Raw genomic sequence first — 2,623 nt, 5'->3', positions numbered from 1 at the left:
CCTCTTCCAGCGTGGTGAATCTCAAAGCAGGACTCTGCCTCACCTCCAACGCCCGTTACTTCAATTTGCGCGCCCGATTCGATAAGGTACAACTCGGCCCAAGGCTCAATGATCAGTTCAGTGACAGCTGCGGTCGTATTGCAATAGATGACAGTCTGACGCATGGAACTTTGCACTTGTTCAGCCGGATTAAAATCTTGTCACACCCCATTCGAGGCCGCTCCTTATTCCATCCCTCTAAGCCAATTTCGTATCCACGGATGCTTGGCCAAATCGGGAGCCGTCTCTACCAAGACTGACATGAAGGCGTCTCTAGCTGCCAATAGCATGTCCGCCAGTTCATCACCAGGAATATCCTCAGTCGTAGGATTGGGCTGCCAGTCGGTCTGACTCGCACATGTCGCAATATATCCGCGGCCCAACGGTTCCAGCGAGATGGAGCGCTCGACGCCTTGCTCATAAAAATCAACAGTCGTCGCCATATTCTGATTGACAGCGTGAAGCGCAGATGGCAATTGCTCCAGGAAAACCGGCAAGTCGGTTCCCACGTCCACTGGCCAACGCTGCTGGCCAAAGCCAGACAGCACGAATTCACTCTGAGACTCCGTCGCGCGACAAACATCTATCAGGATTGATCGAACATCGTCTTCGTTCGAGTTGTAGGAACGGGTTGCGAAATCGCGCGCTGCCTTGAGACGCAGTTCAATGTGCACAACAGAACTCCCATCGCTCAAAGTGACTCCCATGAGTTCCGCCGCGCCTGCACGAACCTCAGACCCGACACGCTACCTAACAAGATCGTAGGCTTGGGGAGACTTCGGCGTAGCGGACAATCTGATACCGGCATCGAGCATGGAAACCGCCTCTGGTCCGACATAAAACGATTTAATCTTCTCAAATTGCTTTCGAATGTTTTTCGCAAAAATGGCGTATAGCTCGTCAGATTGTGCGCCATTTCCGACGGTTCCGATCTGCCCGGCAATTAATTGATACTCGCCGTGCCTGCCCCCTGTTTGCAATGCAATGGTTTGCGGATTATTGACTTGATCCACTGCGTACATCTGACCACCGGCCCGCTGAGATACAACTCGCAGATTGACTGAGACGCCACGATCGACAATGAGGTATGTCTCAAATGGGATCAACCCATCAACGTCGGCCAGCATCACTACTTTTGGCTCAGCGAACAATCCACCCTGAACAAAATCGACTGGTCGAACTGCTGCGATCTGCCGAGCAACAGCGACGAAGTCAGCATGAGTTGCAAAAAAAGGGGTCAGCTTTCTGCTCATATTGGATCTCGCGGTTTAGGAATCGTCAAAACATGCTCTCCTGTTTGTGCCCTGATTCTGTTCGCGTTGGTTGCTTCTCGAGTAGTGAGTGTGACACCGTCAGCTCGCGTATCTACCGTATTCAGCCGAAGGGTTTTGCCATCTTTAACCGCCGTAATGTCAGGATAAGACGAACCTCGACGCGCTCCACCAGGTCCAGGAAGATACTCCTCCGGACCGCGTCCGCCGCCGCCCGTGATCTTCCAGCCKCGTCGTTCCATTTCGGTTGCAACTTCACCGACATGCGCACGAGTAGCTTCGTTGCCGAGGCGTCCGCCCAATCCACTTCCAAACTCCACCTTACACGCGTTATGCACCCAGGCACCAAGTCGGCCAACGAAGTATGTATGAAACTCTGCCACCTCGAAGTTGTACGTGTCATGCCGTGAGGCGTCCTTCTCCACGTGTCCGACGGTCAGAGCACCTGAGCCCAAGCGCTCGATCCGATCACCAGCGACTAGCTCTCCGGCAGAAACCCATCCGCGGCCTTGAACCTGGAACGGATGCTCAGGCGTAACACCAATGGTTTCCTCTTCCCCCGATTCACTCACATAGGTGACTTGCAGCACTGCCTGGTCTTGATGGTGGAACAAGCCCACGACAGGTTGCCACCGCGTGACACCTGTGATTTCATCGCGCGCCGCCACGAGATCGCCGACCCTGATCCGTTCGATCGGTTTGAGTCCTTCTGATGTGCTTACCAACGTCCCCGCGACGAAGCACAGCGCAAACATCTCGCGTTCTGCAGTGGCGGCGACAGCCCGCACGCCGTTGCCAAAACCCCCAGCAGCACGTCCTGCGAGAAGGCMCATGCCCACCTCGGCAACCAAACCAAAGGTCGGCGACTCGTATTTGCTGCGCAGTTTCTCTGAGGCAACCGGCATCCGATCAGGCTGCTGCACGCCCAACATACCGAGGACCTCGCCGGCCATGTTGTAGGCGGTCGCAATCGAGCTTGCAACGCTGACCAGCGGGTGCGCTTCCATACCCACGTTGTAGGCCGCCCGTCCGGTGTCCCTCGCCGCGCTCGCAAGGGTCGATGTACTGCTCGTCGTTCCACCTGCGGAATTGTTCGGCAACCTCGCATTCGCAAAGGCATCAGCAATGTAGGCCTTCAACTCCGAAGATCGCGGTTCAGGTGCATTGAGAATGATCGTCGTCATGAAATAGCCGCCCTTGAACGGCTCCCATGTCTTGCTCGGCTTGTCATCCGCCCATCCGCTCGGATCCGTCCTTGCCAGCGGATCGTTGCGCACGTAGCTGTAGCGGTTGTAGGCCTGCAGGTCCGACGG

Annotated in this window: 3 protein-coding genes; all 3 read right to left on the bottom strand. The window is 55.6% G+C overall.

The genetic code is table 11. The annotated features are described in order from the left end of the window. Positions 1-224: 224 nt before the first annotated feature. Positions 225-713 (bottom strand): hypothetical protein, encoded by a 489-nt coding sequence (locus AC1D15_RS26155; protein WP_477828287.1) that lies wholly within the window; start codon positions 711-713, stop codon positions 225-227. Positions 714-785: 72 nt separating this feature from the next. Then, complete coding sequence (locus AC1D15_RS26150) at positions 786-1,292, bottom strand: hypothetical protein (RefSeq protein WP_477828286.1); 507 nt, start codon at positions 1,290-1,292, stop codon at positions 786-788. Beyond that, positions 1,289-2,623 (bottom strand): polymorphic toxin-type HINT domain-containing protein (locus tag AC1D15_RS26145; protein ID WP_477828285.1); only part of this gene is annotated, 1,335 nt, incomplete at its 5' end. The genes AC1D15_RS26150 and AC1D15_RS26145, both read right to left, overlap by 4 nt.

The organism is Rhizobacter sp. P2_H2 (assembly GCF_056403375.1).
The sequence above is the reverse complement of the archived record's forward strand: the minus strand, read 5'-3'. Positions and strand labels throughout refer to the sequence as shown.

Coding starts and splice junctions, on each gene's coding strand:
- AC1D15_RS26150 (WP_477828286.1), bottom strand. CDS start 1,292: ATGAGCAGAAAGCTGACCCCTTTTTTTGCAACTCATGCTGACTTCGTC.